This is a genomic window from Streptomyces sp. NBC_01390 (assembly GCF_045040105.1).
Taxonomy (GTDB): Bacteria; Actinomycetota; Actinomycetes; order Streptomycetales; family Streptomycetaceae; genus Streptomyces.
On the sequence record NZ_CP109551.1, the window covers coordinates 2,051,512 to 2,066,394 of the forward strand.

At 67.3% G+C, this 14,883-nt stretch carries 13 protein-coding genes; all 13 read right to left on the bottom strand.

Annotated elements, in window-relative coordinates:
* Positions 1-151: 151 nt before the first annotated feature.
* The 13 genes from OG241_RS09220 to OG241_RS09280 all read right to left on the bottom strand — a co-directional run bounded on the left by OG241_RS09220 (position 152) and on the right by OG241_RS09280 (position 14,879).
* A complete protein-coding gene (locus OG241_RS09220; protein ID WP_405775514.1) occupies positions 152-1,102 on the bottom strand; it encodes a Gfo/Idh/MocA family protein in 951 nt (316 codons plus the stop codon).
* 11 nt (positions 1,103-1,113) lie between these two features.
* Positions 1,114-2,088, bottom strand: coding sequence for a clavaminate synthase Cs1 (gene cs1 / locus OG241_RS09225; RefSeq protein WP_405775512.1), 975 nt, complete (start codon positions 2,086-2,088; stop codon positions 1,114-1,116).
* Between the two features lie 33 nt (positions 2,089-2,121).
* On the bottom strand, positions 2,122-3,456 hold the full coding sequence (locus OG241_RS09230; RefSeq protein ID WP_405775510.1) for an NDP-hexose 2,3-dehydratase family protein: 1,335 nt from the start codon (positions 3,454-3,456) through the stop codon (positions 2,122-2,124).
* Between the two features lie 98 nt (positions 3,457-3,554).
* Entirely contained in the window at positions 3,555-4,496 is a 942-nt protein-coding gene (locus OG241_RS09235) for an NAD-dependent epimerase/dehydratase family protein (RefSeq protein WP_405775508.1), read from the bottom strand.
* Positions 4,493-5,638, bottom strand: coding sequence for a hypothetical protein (locus tag OG241_RS09240; RefSeq protein WP_405775506.1), 1,146 nt, complete (start codon positions 5,636-5,638; stop codon positions 4,493-4,495). The genes OG241_RS09235 and OG241_RS09240 overlap by 4 nt, the downstream gene beginning before the upstream one ends.
* A gap of 46 nt (positions 5,639-5,684) precedes the next feature.
* On the bottom strand, positions 5,685-6,839 hold the full coding sequence (locus OG241_RS09245; protein ID WP_405775504.1) for a hypothetical protein: 1,155 nt from the start codon (positions 6,837-6,839) through the stop codon (positions 5,685-5,687).
* A 20-nt stretch (positions 6,840-6,859) separates the two neighbouring features.
* Complete coding sequence (locus OG241_RS09250; protein ID WP_405775502.1) at positions 6,860-8,098, bottom strand: hypothetical protein; 1,239 nt, start codon at positions 8,096-8,098, stop codon at positions 6,860-6,862.
* A 161-nt stretch (positions 8,099-8,259) separates the two neighbouring features.
* Positions 8,260-9,480 (bottom strand): serine hydrolase domain-containing protein, encoded by a 1,221-nt coding sequence (locus tag OG241_RS09255; protein WP_405775500.1) that lies wholly within the window; start codon positions 9,478-9,480, stop codon positions 8,260-8,262.
* A gap of 117 nt (positions 9,481-9,597) precedes the next feature.
* On the bottom strand, positions 9,598-10,458 hold the full coding sequence (locus OG241_RS09260) for an FAD binding domain-containing protein (RefSeq protein ID WP_405775498.1): 861 nt from the start codon (positions 10,456-10,458) through the stop codon (positions 9,598-9,600).
* Between the two features lie 70 nt (positions 10,459-10,528).
* Complete coding sequence (locus tag OG241_RS09265; protein WP_405775496.1) at positions 10,529-11,023, bottom strand: (2Fe-2S)-binding protein; 495 nt, start codon at positions 11,021-11,023, stop codon at positions 10,529-10,531.
* Entirely contained in the window at positions 11,020-11,667 is a 648-nt protein-coding gene (locus OG241_RS09270) for an FkbM family methyltransferase (protein ID WP_405775494.1), read from the bottom strand. The genes OG241_RS09265 and OG241_RS09270 overlap by 4 nt, the downstream gene beginning before the upstream one ends.
* 123 nt (positions 11,668-11,790) lie before the next feature.
* Positions 11,791-14,055 carry a xanthine dehydrogenase family protein molybdopterin-binding subunit gene (locus OG241_RS09275; protein ID WP_405814762.1) on the bottom strand — a complete coding sequence of 755 codons (2,265 nt, stop codon included), beginning with the start codon at positions 14,053-14,055 and terminating at the stop codon, positions 11,791-11,793.
* A gap of 17 nt (positions 14,056-14,072) precedes the next feature.
* Positions 14,073-14,879, bottom strand: a complete 807-nt coding sequence (locus tag OG241_RS09280; protein WP_405775490.1) for a class I SAM-dependent methyltransferase — start codon at positions 14,877-14,879, stop codon at positions 14,073-14,075.
* Positions 14,880-14,883 lie beyond the last annotated feature (4 nt).

A 14,883-nucleotide genomic window follows, 5' to 3' on the forward strand; every position in this document is an offset into this window, starting at 1 on the left:
GTCTCTCGCTGGTCATTGCACGGTTGACCGGGATGATCGAGGTATTTCCTGTCAGTCGTGAGTTGCCTCGATGCCGCAGATGATCACGAATGCCGCCCTGCGTTGCATTGACCGCGTATGCGACGTGTCGTACGCGGTGGAGAAACTTGGGCTACGAAGCCGATGCCGCTCGCGTGAGGCGAGCGAGCGCCCGGGCGTCACTCAGTAGGGAGACTGCGAAGTCCTGTGATCCCCGCTCCGCCGCCGAGAGCACCTCGGACAGGAACTCCCTCATGCTGTCGGCGGGTTCCACGGTGTGCACGCTCACCCGGTCCCCCGCTTGCACCCGCAGGTCGATCACCATACCCGGAAGCGCGGAGAAGGGGCGCTCGATCTCGACCGTGAACCCTTTCCCCATCAGCCGGACGAAGTTCTGATAAGCAGTGGTGAAACCGAACTGCCCGACGACGGTACGGCCGCCCGGATAGCCCGCGAGCATGCTGTACGACGTCTCAAGCGCCTCGGCGGTGCGATCGCCCACGATGACGTCGAGGCGCTCGGGCTCCAGACCCCACAGCACCCGCCCCAGGGAGACCGCGTAGGGGCCGGTGTCCAGCAGTGCCCCACCGCCCTTGGCCCGGTCGTACCGCCAGTCGTCTGCCAGAACGGGAGGCGTGAAGACCGCCAGAACCTTGGTGACCTCCGCGTCGAGGTCGGTGAGGATCGACTCGACCGCCCTGAACATAGGGTGGAACGAGTAGCAGGCGGCCTCGGCGATGACGAGCGATGCTGACCGGGCAAGCGACACCATCTCCTCAGCCGTGTCCGGGTCCGGCAGGCCGGGCTTGTCGACCACCACATGGTGCCCGCACTCGAGCGCGCAGCGGACCACGCGCGCGTGGTCGCTGTTGACCAGCGAGACGTAGACCAGGCTGGGGCGGGCAATGGTCAACGCCTCCCTCCAGTCGGTGTACACCGTTCCAAGCTTGGCCACGGATCCGAGGACCTCGGCGCTGACGTGCGAGCTGACGACGTTGATCCTCTCGATCCCGGGGATGGACGCGGCGGCCGGCAGCACCCGCCGCCTGGCGAACCGGGACAGGCCGATCAGTAGAAGTTCCATGGCTTGGGAAGTCAGCCCCTGGGGGTGAAGGGGACCACGTCACCCGCACGCTCCCCGCCCGACAGCTGGCCGTTCCTGTCGGTGCGGACGTACGCCCGGTGCAGCCAGCGGTCCTTGCCGTCCCAGCGCGCGGCGAACGGGGCCCGCCCGTGCGCGATGCGAAAGTTGTCAATGATCAGCAAGTCGCCCCGGGTCAGCAAAACCGGTTCGGTAACCTGTGCCAGGGCCTCCGACAGCGCATCGAGGGCATCGACGTCCTGCGGGGTCTCAGCGGTGAGGAACGACCGGTTGAAGCTGACGTACGGGTCGTCCTTGTCGCCGTACAACGGCTTGACGCGGGCGATGGCTTCCGGGTCCGCAGCGTCGAACCGTCGCGTGAACACCCGGTCGAACAAGTGGCCCCGCACCTCGTCGCTGAGCAGCGGCAGCGCCTTACGGATCGAGCCGACGAGTGTCGCGGCCTTGCCCTCGTGGTCCCCGCGTGAGCAGGAGAGAAGGATGTAGTTCGGCTGGCGGGCGTGGTGCGAGAGGTCCGTGTGGAACTCAAGCCGAGTATCAGAGGTACCCCCGGACAAAGGATGAGCCTCGGGTGTCGGGTACAGCTCGTGGAGGACCGTGAGGGAGCGGCGGTTGCCGTAGCCCTGGTCGTAGGCGGTGAGGAGGCCCAGGGCCCCGCCGACGACGCAGAGCATGGCCTCCATGTTCAGCAGTCGCCGGTCCTCCGGCGGGGGGCTGGAGAGGGGGGTGGGCGGCAGCTCGTCGTCCGGTTCAACGGGCAGCCCCCGCAGGAGCAGGTATCCGTCGAGGTTGCCGTCGGCGTTGAAACGGTCCAGACCGTCGCGCAGTTCACGCGGCAGGCGCTCCGCCAGCCGCCGCGCGTCCTCGAAGAACGCGTAGAGGTCGGCCCGCGGCACTGTCGGCAGTGTCGAGGCGAGAGCGAACAGTTCTTCCCGGTACGGGCCGCAGTCGATGATGGATGAGGACATGGAGGGGAATCTCCCTTCGGCCTGGTGTGAGTGTCAGAGCAGGCAGGCGATGAGGCTACGAGCCTCGACGTTGACGTAGTAGCCCGAGTGGATCAGGCGGTTGAGCAAACCCAGGCTCATCCACCGGTAGTTGTCCGGCGCGTTCACCCGCTCCCCTTCCGGGACGTGGACGACGACGTGTGTCGTGTCCGCGCGCAGAAATCGCCCACCGTCCTCCGACTGCACGTTCTTCATGCGGATCCAGGACTCGTGCGCGTCAAGGTATTCCGCGAGAGGGGGGTAGTCCTCCGGGCCGCGGTAGCGTCCCGGAGGCAACTGCACCGTCGCGGCGAGTTCCAGCCGGTCCGCGAGGCCCGGCTGGATCATGGCTTGGACGAGGAACTGGAGTACTCCCGAACGGCGCTGGCAGATGAGGGCCACGATGCTGCCGGGCATCGGCGCAAGCATCGGTTGCGACCACCTGGTGACCTCCCGGTTCGTGGCCTCGACCGACAGCCCGACGATCCGAAAGAAGCGGTCCTCGCGGTGGTGGATGCTGTCCGTGTCACGCACCCAGTCGTCCATGTCGCGCAGGCTGATACGCCTGACGTCCAGGCTGAACCTCGCCTTCTGGTCGATGAGCCAGGTCATCGCGGCGGAGACATCGGCGTCCGACCGGTCCGTTCTGTGCGACTCGACCACCTGGAAATGGAACTCGTCCCGGATGCCACCGTAGGAGTCCGGATCATCCTCCGCGGCGTACGAGATGCCCGCGAGCACCGTGCGCGCGTTCATGTTCACGCGGTTCCCCCGTTCGAGCTGCTGCCGCAGCTGCCCGAGCGTCAACCATGCGAAGTCGTCGGCCAGCGGGACGTCCTCGTCCTCGGGGACCTCTACGATCATGTTGCGATTCCGCTTGTGCAGGTACCAGGAGGCATGCTCCGACAGGAGTTGGTCGAAGATGATGCGTCTGCCGGCGTGCTCAAGGAAGTACTCCAGATACGGGGTGGGCCGGCCGCCGTGCACACGCTGGTAGTTGCTGGGGGTTGCCTGGACGGTGGCCGCGTACTGGACCAACTCGCTGTTACCCGGCTCCATCTTCGCCTGCATCAGGAAGTGGTAGACGCCGTTGATGCGCTTGACGAGGATCCCGAGGATGCCGATCTCAGGTTGCACGATGATCGGCTGACACCACTGGGGCGTCGGTCCGAAGTTCGTGCGTACGGACAGACCCTCCACCGCGAAGAACCGGTCGGACGCGTGGGAGAGGCGGTCGTTGAGCCGCCAGTCGGGCAGCGCGTCCAGCGGAATCTCTTCGACGCTGTAGCGGGAGGACGCCGATCGCTCCTTGAGGAAGGAGTCGGGGTCTGGTGTCTCCGCTCCATTCAAGGTCAGTGACGATGCCAGAAATCCATCGTGAAGACCTGCCTCGGTTGGCATGAATCACACCTCTCCGTCCGGCCACGCTGATGGAGTGCGACGAGATGTCACAGGATTTCGCGGGAATCGCCCGCCGCGACTTCCGCGGCCATGCGCTCGATGCCGGCAGCGAGGTCGAGCGGTTCGAATTCGATGATGTTCCGGAGCCGCGACAGATCGACTGCCAGGTTGCCGGTGTCGGTGTGCGCATGGGGGCCTGGTGTGGTCGCGATGACGGAACCCGTGGCGGCTCCGACCGCGTGGAGTACATCAGTGATGGAACGGCCCACGCCGGTCCCCACATTGATCGTGCCGGGCAGGTCGCGCCCGGATTCCAGCAAGCCGAGGGTGGCCGTCACGAAATCGTCGACGTGGACGAAGTCTCTGGTCTGCCGCCCGTCGCCGTGGAGCGTGAAGGGCTTCCCAGTCAAGGCGCTCCGGAATGCCGCCGCCACGACGCCCTGCCCACGCGACTCGGGCAGGAGGCGACCATAGATATTCGCGCAGCGCAGCGAAAGGGTGCACAAGCCGTGCACCCTTCCGTAGTACTCCATATACTCCTCGCCGATGCGCCGTGACATCCCATAGGGAGACGTGGGTTCGACAGGATCCGACTCAGACTTCAGTTCGTCGCCGGGCGCATAGACGGCGCCGGCCGACGACAGGAGAACAATCCTCGTCTGGGGACTGAGTGAGCGAACCAGCTCACAGAGCCCGATCACCAGCGTGAGCGTTCCGATCGCGTCGGCCGCGGGTGCCGCCGCCGAGGGCAACGGAAAACGGCCGCCCGCGGCGATGACGATCGCGTCCACGTCCTGGTCGAGAGCCTCGGGCAGACGATCGACACCGTTGCCGGAGAGGAATCGGATCTCCCCCGGCCCGGGATCGGCGTCCCGGGTGCCGAAGGGGTCGGAGCGGCCGACCACCGTGGCGCTCCAGCCACGCCGCGCCGCGCCCAGGGCCAGTGCGTTTCCCAGGAATCCCGCCCCTATCAGCGTGATCCGTGTCATCGTGCTGCCCCGACGTCAGTCCGTACGCGACTCTGGTCCAGCAGCAGCTCCTTCAGCCGACGGACGACCGTTTCCTCTCCCTCAGCGCTGAGCGCTCGGGGGTCGACTTCGAGCTGGCCCAAGTGCAGCTTGAAGTCCCGAAGATAGACGGCGGGGGCGCCCGCCGTCATCTCCGCGGCGAGGGTCACGGCGCTCCGCCCGGCCGCGGCGGGGTCAACGTCCATCAGGACGCGGTGGATCAGGCGCCCGGAGTCGTCCTGGGTGACCCGGGCGGAGAGGCCGGGGAGCTGGTCCAGCCGGGCCGCGAGCTTGGTCATCCGTGCGAGCTGCGCCGCGGCACGCTCCTCTTCCGGGACGACGGTGTACTCCCGGACGGCCTGGAGCAGCCCCATCAGGTTCTCCTTGCCGACTTTCATGGGCCGGGCGATGCCGGCGTACTGCGCCCGGCACGCCGCGACCAGCTCCCCGCTCCCGCAGATGAACCCAGAGGTGGGCGCGCCCAGCATCTTGGGGCCGCTGTAGATCACCAGGTCGGCCCCGCTCGCCACCCAGCTCCGCAGGTCACTTTCGCCCGCGGCGTCCACGATGACGGGGACGCCACGCTCACGGCCGATGGCGACCAGCTCCTCCAACGAGACACCTTTGCGGTGCACTGCGTGGGTGCGGGAGGTGACATACACGAGTGCCGCGGTCCTCCCGGTGACAGCGGCGGCGATCTGGCTCCGCAGCGTCTCGTTCACAGCGCCCACCTCGACGGTCCGGCCCCCGCCCAACGCGATCATCTGTGTGATGGGGGCACCGCCGTAGCTGATGGAGTGGCCCTTCTGCAACACGATCTCGTTGGGCTGGTCACCGGGATCGGGCAGGCGCTGAACACGGAGGGCGTCCGTCCCGGCGACACAGGCGGCCACCGCGATCGCCATTCCGGCGGCCGCGCCGGTCGCTGGGCACGCGTCCTCGCTGCCAGTAGCCTCTGCCAGGAAGATGCCGGCGGCTCGCCAGAGCTGGTCCAGGTCGACGTGGAAGCGTGCCGCGTTCCCCATGGCCATGATGACGCCCTCGCTGAGCGTGCAGCCGCCCAGCGGTGTCGAGTTGGCCTGCGCGCTGACGATGGGTGCGACACCGAGGTCTCGGTACTCCATAGTATGAATTTCCTGTCGTCTCTACATTTTCGGGTGAAGGTCCAATTCATCCGCCGCGGAGTTCCTCGTCCAGCCAGGCCACGAAGGCCGCCATGCTGTTCTCGTAAAGCCGCTCCATGCGCCGGCCGGGCTTGCCGACGGCGCCGGTCTTCACCTGGTGCAGCGCGTCGGCCAGGCTGTCGGCACTGGGTTCGCGCAGGACGACTCCCAGGTCTTCGCGAGCGACGACGTCGCCGGAGAGCCCGTGAGGGTCGATGATCGTGGGAATGCCATGCAACCAGGTGTCCCGCAGGCGCAGCCGTGTACCGGTCTCGTTCTCCGCGCCCGGCCTCGCGATGCAGACGTACGCCTGGGCGGCCTTCACGTACTGGTCGCGTTCGGACGGGGTGAGGGGCTTCGTGTGCAGGTGGACGCGATCACCGAGCCGCAAGTCGTCGATCGCCCTGCCGACCTCGGCGACGGTGGACCGAGTGTCCTCGGTCGGTGCCGCGTGCAGGAAGGCGGCACTGGCGTCCACGCCGCGGTCGCGGAGGACCTTCATGGCCTCCACCAGCATGAGGGGCTCGAAGAAGGCCCAGATGCCGCCGGTCCACAGGAAGTCGGCCATGAAGACCGGCTTGACGGCGTCCGCCGCCTCGAGACCGCGTCGGCCGAATCCGACCGGCACGGTGCTGATCAAGTGGTCCAGCGTCGATGATCGGGCAATGTCGGCGGGAGTGATCCGGCCGAACGCGCACAGCGTCGACAGGAGCGCCGCACGCTCGCCCGGGGAGCGGCAGAGAAAGTGGTGCGTCACCTGCAGCAATCGTCGGTAAGTGCCGAGGAATCGCTGGTGCTCGCCGGTCGGGTCGGTACAGGCTAGGACCGAGGGATAGCTCATGTGCTCGATGGGCGCCCGGCACTCGCCGATGATCAGTTTCCGGTGGGCCACAGCAAGTTCGATCCGGTCCCGGTCCGGTGTGTCGAAGAACATGACGGCGTCGGCCATGGCAATGGCTCGTGCCGCTTCTTCGCCCAGCGCGACCTTCTCCGCCGCACCGAGGCCGACCGTGTCCGGCGCGAGTTCCGTGATCACCTGCACCGTATACCGCTCACTGAGGACCTGGGCGATCTCCGAGAGACGCTGCCCTACGCCGGCGATGGAGGTTTCTGACAGGGAGTACGAACCCGCGTCGATAACGATGATGGGTTTGCCGATCATTGCTGTGTGCTCACCATCCGTCAGGAGAACTCGACGAAGTAGAAGGGCCGTCCAAACTGTTCGCGAACTCGTCGGCTGCCGGCGCCGTCCCGGCGGACGTCGGCTCGCGCATGGCCGAACTCCTCGGCCAGCGCGTGGACGGCGGCCGCGCGACCTCCTATGAAAGTGAGCTCGTTGACCCCCAGGCGGAGCATCGGACCCGGCAGGCCGGGAAGGTCCACCTGGATGTTGACCCGGATCCCGTGGTCGTACAGAGACTGCGAGAAGCGGTCGGTCTGCTCGGCGTTTCCGATCTTCACCCAGACCTGGTGGGTGCTCGTGGCGTGTCCGTCCTCGTCCACGGCGACGTCGAACCCGTTGGCCGCCAACAGCTTGCTGAACAGCCGAGCGTTGTCGATCACCTGTTCCGCGTAGGCCTGGCCGAAGTGGGCGAATTCCGCGGCGGCGAGTCCCAGGGCGAGCGTCTCGGCGAAGTGGTGGCTGCTCAGCATCGTGAACTGAGCTTCCTTCAGTCGCTGGTGCAGCCCCTGGTTCCGGGTAAACAGCACACCCTTGTGCGGCCCGGGGAAGCTCTTGTGCGTGGAGCCGCCGATCGTGTCGGCGCCCGCGTCGAGGGGGTTGCCCAGGGCGCCCCCGAGGATCAGTCCCAGTGTGTGACTGCAGTCCACATGCAGAAGCGTTCGCGGAGAGTGCGCCCTGATGAGGTCCACAACACCCGACACGTCTAGCTCGTGGCGACTGTTCTGGAGGTCCAGGTAGACCAGTTCCGGTTCCCTCTCGCGGAAGACCTGCCCGAGCCGCTGCTCGTCGACCCGGCCGCGAACGACGGGCACGGTCACGGACTCAAATCCGAGCCGGCGCGCGACGTTCGCGGTCGCGTAGTGGCCGCCGGAGGCGGCGTCGACCGAGACGACCGTTCCGCCCGGTTCTCCGCCGAGACCGGCCATCGCCATCATCATGGCCGACATCCCGGAGATGGGTCGCTCGTTGACGTACGGAGCGCGGGCGAGCCGACTCAGGTGACCGACGGCCAGCTCCGTCTCGATCTCGGCCACGTCCTGGCCGCCCCGGAACTGCCAGAATTCCGGATCCAACGCGTCATTGAAGAAGTATCGGTTGTAGTAGTCGGTGCTGAGCGGCAGCTGGGCCAGCGGCGACAGCTTGTTCTCGCTCGGCACTAGGTTTACGGCAGATTCTGCCTTTCTCTGCTGAGAAAGGAATCGATCGATGATCTTGCGGAGCTCGTTGATGTCAGCCATCCCTGGATTCCGCGAGCTTATATATTGTCAAGCATTTATGGGCGAACTCGCGAATGTCTTATTTCTATGGGATGAAGCACTTTCCCATGCGGCTAACCAGTTTTCTGGGCGCACGGCCGTCTGTCCACCGACTCTTCGTCATTGGCGGATCGGCCGACGCGTCAATCGTCGATCGCCTGGTAGACAGCCCTCCAGAACCGGTGAAAGACCGGCAGTCCCCACGCCTCCGTGTACTGCGTGATCAACATCGTTGTCATGTCTTGGGCCGGGTCGTTGAACCAGGTGGTGCCGTACTTGCCATACCAGCCGTAGCTTCCGACCGAGAGTCCGAGGGGTGTGCGCCGGGTGCTGACGCCCGTCCCGAAACCCCAGCCAAAGTTACCCAAGGCCTCGAAGTACCCCGGCGGCCAGACGAACGTGGATGCCGCCTTCTGTGTCGGCGTCAGGTGGTCGCTCGTCATCAGCGTCACCGACGACGGCGAGAGGATCCGAACGCCGCGGTGGGTGCCGCAGGCCAGAAGGGCGGAGGCGAAGGCGAGGAAATCATCAGCAGTCGAGACGAGCCCGCTCCCCGCGGCCTTGAACGCGGGCGGCCGTCTCCAGAGCCCGTCGGAGCTTTCCTCGACGACGACTCCGCCGGTGGCGTCGTCACGCGTGTACGCGGTCGCCAGCCGAGGGACGTTCGCGCCGCTCACGCTGAGGGAGGTGTCCTTCATCCCCAGCGGCTCGCAGATCCGCTCGCGCAGGGCCTCCTCGAGGGACAGACCGGTGGCGCGGGAGACGAGCACGCCCAGGACCAATGGCGCGATGTTGTACATCCAGCGCTCACCTGGCTGGTAGGCGAGCGGGAGCGCGCCGAGGGAGCTGATCCACTCGTCCGGCGACGGCCCGGCATCGCCTGGACCGTCCCAGCGCTCCAGCGCGTTCAGCGCGTCGGCGATCGGGATGGTTCCGGGCTCGGCGACCACCGTGCCGGTGCCGAGACGGCAGGTGAGGAGATCTCGTAGCGTTATCGGACGGTTCGCAGGGACGGTGTCGTCCAGTGGCCCGTTCGGATCGGCAAGTACGGTCATGTCCGCCAGTTCCGGCAAGATGTCGTCAACCGGGGCGTCGAGGCGGAGCGTGCGGTCCTCGATGAGCGTCATCACGCAGGCGGCGACGATCTGCTTCGTCCACGACGCGATGCGGCAGATGGTGTCGGATGCCATGGGAATCTTCGAGCCTGGGCCCTCGAAGGAAAGGCAGCCCGCCGCCTCGATGTGGACCTCGCCGCGGCGAGCGACGACGGCGACCGCGCCCGGGCTGAGGCCAGCGTCGACGTGACGCTCCAGCGCGTCTCGCACGCGGATCAGCCGTTTCCGCGAGAAACCACCTGCGGTCATTTCCCCTCCTCGCTTGTCCGTTTTCGTATTTAAATGATGCAATCTGAGCGCTCAATCGCTATTCCTGGCCATTCGTGCGAGTCAATGAGGGCGTCCCCGCTCGGGCGCCGCTTCTGGTCACCACGTCCTGGCCGCTGCAAGGACGGCGCGGCGCGTCAACACCCGGGCCAGGTGGGCGCGGTATTCCGAGGAGGCGTCCGGGCCGGACGGTGGCGAGGCGCCTTCGGCCGCCGCGTCGGCGGCCCGCGCCACGGCCTCTTCCGTGGCGTCCACACCGGTCAGCGCCGCCTCGGCCGCAGACGCCCGGAGCGGCGTGACGCCCATGTTCGTCAGCCCGATTCTCGCTTCAGTGATGCCACCGTTCGCACGATGTACCGCCACGGCCACGCCGACCACCGTGCGGGCCTGCGCGGAGGGCCGGAACTTCTGGTAGTGGAATCCCCAGTCCACGCCCAACTTGGGTACCCGGATCTCGACGAGCAGTTCGCCGGGCTCCAGCGCGGTCTTCAGATGGTCGACGAAGAACTTGGCGGCCGGGATGGTTCGACGCCCGCGCGGGCCCTGCGCCACGAGTTCGCCGTCCAGCGCCAGCACCACCGACGGCAGGTCGCCGGCCGGGTCGGCGTAAGCGACGGAGCCGCCGAGGGTGCCGCGGTGGCGTACAGCCGGGTCGCCGACCGTCTCCGTCGCGCTGGCCAGCAGCGGGGCATGGCGCCGGACCAGCGCGTCGTGGAGGACGTCATGATGGGTGGTCATGGCCCCGATGACGAGCGAGCCGGCCTCTTCCCGGACGCCGCGCAGCTGCGGTACGCACCTTACATCGACCAGCGACTTCGGGGAGGCGAGCCGCAATCGCAGCATCGGTACCAGGCTCTGGCCGCCGGCCAGCACCTTCGCCTCCTCGCCGCCCTCGGCCAGCACACGTACAGCTTCCTCAACGCTCGTAGGGCAGGCGTAATCGAACGCCGCGGGGATCATGCGGTACCTCCCTGGTCCGGAGAGTCTCGGGGCCGGAACGGCGGAGTCGCGTTGAGGAAGTGCGCGAGGGTCATGACTGTGCCCCCTCGCTGCCTTTGGCCGCCGCCTGGTCGGATGCCGCGGCGAGCACCGCCCCAACTATGTTCTGGTAGCCGGTGCAACGGCAGAGGTTGCCGGCCAGCGCCTGCCGGATCTCCTTCGGACTGGGGTCGGGGTTTCGCCGCAGCAGATCGCGGGCCGCCATGATCATGCCAGGGGTGCAGTAGCCGCACTGCAGGGCGTGCTGCTCGTGGAAGGACCGCTGTAGTGCAGTCAACTCGCCTTCAACTGCCAGTCCCTGAATGGTCGTCACCGCACAGCCGTCCGCCTGGACCGCCAGGACCAGGCAGCTCTTGATGCTCATTCCGTCCAGGTCGACGGTGCACGCACCGCAGTTGCCGGTGTCGCAGCCGACCGTTGTGCCGGTGCGGTTCAGTAGATCCCGCAGATAGTGGACGAGGAGAAGCCGGGTTTCCACTTCGTCCTCGTACACCGTGCCATCCACGTTCACCGAGATGCGGTTCATGGGCGACGACGGAAGATGCCGTCGATCATCAGCATCTGACCGGTCTCGTCGTCACCGCTGTGGTTCTGCTCCAAGGCGACCATGGAGAAGCCTCGTGCGGTGAGGAAGTTGAGCATGTCGCCGAAGGTCGGCACGTCGTGGTGCATGTCGACCAGGGGAAGTTCGAGTTCGAGCAGCGCAACGCGGTCGAGGAGCGGTCCCGCGCCCTTGAGGACGGACAGCTCGGCGCCCTCCACGTCCAGCTTCAGGTACACCCGACGGTTCTCACAGCCCAGTTCGTCCCATAGCGAGCGCAGCGATCGCAGCGGAACCAGCTCCGCACCGGCTTCGACGTCGTCCGGCCACATGCGGGAGTGGAGCTCGGTCCGCCGGAAGAGCGACGAGCCGAGCGATGTACGCGTCAGGTTCAGGAGGACCTGGCCGTCCTCCGGCCCGAGTGCCACGTTGTGGCAGTGCCATGCGTCGTCCGACTGGGCGGCTTCGGAGAGTACGGCGAAAGTCTCCGAAGCCGGCTCGAACGATATAATCTCCCCGCGAAAGCCGCACTGACGAATCCACTTCGCATACTGACCGCCGTTCGCACCGCCGTCGATGACCATGTCGATGTCCCGGAGGAGGACGCGTCGCCGTTCCTGAGAGGTCATCAAGTTCTCTGTGTACGGCGGGAGATCCCGTACCTCGCGTGGTGCTGGACGTGCCATGACATCCTCGCCTTCGGCATGAGCGTGGTTGGGCGCGGTGCCCGTGGGCTGAGGGAAACACCGGGTTCACCGCCGCGTCTGGCGTCTGTCCCCCGCTTCATTGATCGCCGCCCAAACACGGCCCGGCGTCAGTGGCATGTCGATGTGCCGGACACCGAGGTGGGCGACCGCGTCGATGACAGCGTTCTGCACAGCGGGAGTCGAGCCGATCGTCCCCGATTCGCCGATTCCCTTCACACCGAGGGGATTGACGTACGTAGGGGTTTCGCTGGCTTCCAGCTCGAAATCGGGGAGATCGGCGGCGGCAACGGCCCCGTAGCCGGCGAGCGTCGCGTTGAGCGGAGTGCCACTCGCGTCGTAGCGCACCTCCTCGAACAGCGCCTGGGCGATCCCTTGCGCGATACCGCCGTGGCGCTGCCCTTCGGCGAGGACCGGATTGAGGATCGGCCCTGCGTCGTCCACGGTCATGTGGCGGAGCAGCGTGGTCATCCCCGTCTCGGTGTCGACCTCGACGACTGACAGGTGCGCGCCGAACGGAAACGTCGGCTGGTCGGAGTCGAACTCGACGTCGGCACTGAGGCTTTCCACATCGGCGTGCTTGATGACCTGGGCCCAGACCACGGACCGGCCGGGATGTCCGACGGTGTGCCAGGTCCCGGAAGCGGCGTCAAGGACGATGTCGCTCTCGCTCGCTCCGAGGAGGCCGGCGGCATGCCGTCGAGCCTGGTCCCTTACGTGGGAAGCGGCCTTGAAGACCGCGGAACCGCCGAGCTGCAGGGATCTGCTCGAATAAGTGCCGACGGCCTTCGGGATGAGGTCGGTGTCCCCGTGCACGACGGTGGTCCGGTCCATCGGAATGCCAAGTTCGGCCTCGACCAACATCGACCACGCCGTGTGGTGGCCCTGGCCCTGCGTGGAGCTGCCGGTCAGGACGGTCGCCCGTCCGTCGGCGTCCACGGTCACCTTGGCGGTCTCACCACCGCCACCGGTCATCTCCACGTAGACGGACATGCCGATGCCGAGCGCCTTCGTGCATCCGTTGTTCCTGCGAGCGGTCTGTTCGGCTCTGAGCCCGGCATAGCCGGCAGCGCCGAGGACCCTATCGAGGGCCGCCTCGTACTCACCCGAATCGTAGTGGGCCCCCGTCCTGGTGTGGAACGGGAACGCGTCCGCGGCGATGACGTTGCGGCGGCGGACCTCGGCCGGATCCATTCCGATCTCGGCGGCGAACAGGTCCACCGCTCGCTCGATGGCCGCCGTGGCTTCCGGTCGACCCGCGCCGCGGTATTTGTTGACGGGTGTCGCGTTCGTAACGACGACGCGGTAACCGGTCTGCACGTGTGGGATGTCGTAGACGCCGGGGGCCATCGTGCAGGTCACCGGAGCGAGCGTGCTGGTGCGCGGATAGGCGCCCGCGTCCTGGACGACATCGAGGCGGTACGCGGTGATGGTGCCATCGCGTCTGCCGCCGATCTTGACGCGGTTGAGCTGAGCCCGCCCCTGGGTCATCGCGATGAGGTTCTCGGCGCGGCCCTCCGCCCATCGCACCGGGATACCCGACTTCCACGCCGCCCAGGCGACCACGATCGCGTCCCGGTCGATGCCGATCTTCGCGCCGAAGCCACCGCCGACATCGGGGACGATCACCCGGACCGCCTCAGTCGGGATGCCCAAGGTCTCGGCGAGGGTGCTTCGGCAGCGCTGGGCGTTCTGGCTGCTGTGCCAGACGGTGAGTCTGGTGCCGTCGAAGGCCGCCGCGGTGGCGCGGCCTTCCATCGGGACGCAGGCCACGCGGTGGTTCACGATCTCCCGCTCGACGACCACGTCCGCGTCGACGAAGACGTCGTCGTCGTAGGCGTCACGGCCCCGCTGGTCAGCAAGGTTGGTTCCGGCTTCCTCGAAGAGCAGGGTGTCGTCACGGAGCGCCTGGGCGTGACCCACGACGGCGGGTAGCAGCTCGTACTCCACGACGACGAGATCCGCGGCGTCTTGGCCGCCGTACCGCGCGTCGGTGAGCACGACCGCGACCGGCTCGCCTACGAACCGGACCTTCTCCCCGGCGAGCGGGGGCTCCGCGAAGAAGCCGCCGTCGGTGCCCGAGCTCCGGAAGGGCTGCGGTGCGGGCAGATCGGCAAGGTCCGCGGCCGTGTAGACGGCCACCACTCCGCGGTGGGCTTCCGCACGCGAGGTGTCTATCCCAGTGATGACCGCGTGTGCGACCGGGGATCGCACGAAGGTCACGTACGCCGCTCCCAAGAGTTCGGGTACCCGCAGGTCGTCGACGTAGACGCCGCCCGAGGTGAGCAGCCGCAAGTCCTCCACCCGGTTCACTCGGGTCCCGAAAGCCCTCACGGCGCGGCGTCCGGGACCTTGCTGGTGCGCAGACAGCGGCACACCATCGGCAGCTCGATCTTCCGGTCTCCTGACAGACCCAGCTCGTCGCGCAGGTAACCGGCCAGCCGCTCGTCCACGGCATCGCGGGCCTCGACCGCCAGCGCGATCGCGCTGGCGTCGGTCCCCATGAGCCCCACGATTTCCTCGGCCGTGACGGACATCGACCAGCTCAGGCGCAGTTCGGCGAGAGGGCGGCACAGCGACCCGGTCGGCGGGTCCATCACGTCGCGGGTCGGTGGCTGAGCGGTCGTGCCAGGGCCGCTTTGGCGGGCCCGTAGCTCGCGGGTGAACCGGTCGAGTTCGGCTACCCAGGGGATGGACAGATCCCGGTGGTTCCACAGGACTCCGAACGTACCGCCGTCTCGGAGCACGCGCGCGATCTCGGGCATCGCGCGCTCGGGGTCCATCCAGTGCCAGGCCATGGAGACGAGCAGCGCGTCTGCCCGGCCGTCGGCCAGGGGCATGCTCTCGGCGGTTCCTGGCAGCAGCTGCGCTTCCGGACAGTTTCGGGCGAGGATCTCACGCATCCGCGGGTCTGGCTCGACGGCGACGACGTGCTGTACGCGGCCCGTCAAGCGCCGGGTCAGCGCGCCGGTGCCGGCAGCGAGGTCGATCACCGTCTCACAGCCGTCGGGGAGGAGCCAGTCCAGAGCGGCTGTCGGCACACCGGGCCGAAACCGGTCGTAACGATCGGCGATCTCGCCGAAGGACAGTCCTCGTGTTCCGCTGTCGGCCACGCCCATCACCTTCTCGTCGCACATGTTT

Excerpts from the sequence above, each read along its gene's own strand:
- OG241_RS09220 (WP_405775514.1), bottom strand. The coding sequence starts at position 1,102 with ATGGAACTTCTACTGATCGGCCTGTCCCGGTTCGCCAGGCGGCGGGTG.
- cs1 (WP_405775512.1), bottom strand. The coding sequence starts at position 2,088 with ATGTCCTCATCCATCATCGACTGCGGCCCGTACCGGGAAGAACTGTTC.
- OG241_RS09235 (WP_405775508.1), bottom strand. The coding sequence starts at position 4,496 with ATGACACGGATCACGCTGATAGGGGCGGGATTCCTGGGAAACGCACTG.
- OG241_RS09240 (WP_405775506.1), bottom strand. The coding sequence starts at position 5,638 with ATGGAGTACCGAGACCTCGGTGTCGCACCCATCGTCAGCGCGCAGGCC.
- OG241_RS09245 (WP_405775504.1), bottom strand. The coding sequence starts at position 6,839 with ATGATCGGCAAACCCATCATCGTTATCGACGCGGGTTCGTACTCCCTG.
- OG241_RS09250 (WP_405775502.1), bottom strand. The coding sequence starts at position 8,098 with ATGGCTGACATCAACGAGCTCCGCAAGATCATCGATCGATTCCTTTCT.
- OG241_RS09255 (WP_405775500.1), bottom strand. The coding sequence starts at position 9,480 with ATGACCGCAGGTGGTTTCTCGCGGAAACGGCTGATCCGCGTGCGAGAC.
- OG241_RS09260 (WP_405775498.1), bottom strand. The coding sequence starts at position 10,458 with ATGATCCCCGCGGCGTTCGATTACGCCTGCCCTACGAGCGTTGAGGAA.
- OG241_RS09265 (WP_405775496.1), bottom strand. The coding sequence starts at position 11,023 with ATGAACCGCATCTCGGTGAACGTGGATGGCACGGTGTACGAGGACGAA.
- OG241_RS09270 (WP_405775494.1), bottom strand. The coding sequence starts at position 11,667 with ATGACCTCTCAGGAACGGCGACGCGTCCTCCTCCGGGACATCGACATG.
- OG241_RS09280 (WP_405775490.1), bottom strand. The coding sequence starts at position 14,879 with ATGTGCGACGAGAAGGTGATGGGCGTGGCCGACAGCGGAACACGAGGA.